This is a genomic window from Pseudomonas sp. SMV7, from assembly GCF_052041995.1.
Lineage (GTDB): Bacteria > Pseudomonadota > Gammaproteobacteria > Pseudomonadales > Pseudomonadaceae > Aquipseudomonas.
Genome location: NZ_JBKGGT010000077.1, coordinates 1 through 245, shown reverse-complemented (window position 1 = coordinate 245; position 245 = coordinate 1). Strand labels below are relative to the sequence as shown.

Annotated in this window: 2 tRNA genes; both read left to right on the top strand. The window is 53.1% G+C overall.

The features are described 5' to 3' along the window. Positions 1-14 precede the first annotated feature (14 nt). A tRNA-Ile gene (locus tag ACLEJP_RS25615) sits at positions 15-91 on the top strand. 6 nt (positions 92-97) lie between these two features. Then, positions 98-173: transfer RNA gene (locus ACLEJP_RS25610), tRNA-Ala, on the top strand. Positions 174-245 lie beyond the last annotated feature (72 nt).

Sequence of the window (245 nt, the reverse complement as noted above, 5' to 3'; positions counted from 1 at the left end):
TCAAGACCCTATATAGGTCTGTAGCTCAGTTGGTTAGAGCGCACCCCTGATAAGGGTGAGGTCGGCAGTTCAAATCTGCCCAGACCTACCAATATGCGGGGCCATAGCTCAGCTGGGAGAGCGCCTGCCTTGCACGCAGGAGGTCAGCGGTTCGATCCCGCTTGGCTCCACCACTTTCTGCCGTCGTGAAATGTTGCACTTGATCAAACTCAGAAATGAGCATTCGCTTCGAATGTTGATTTCTG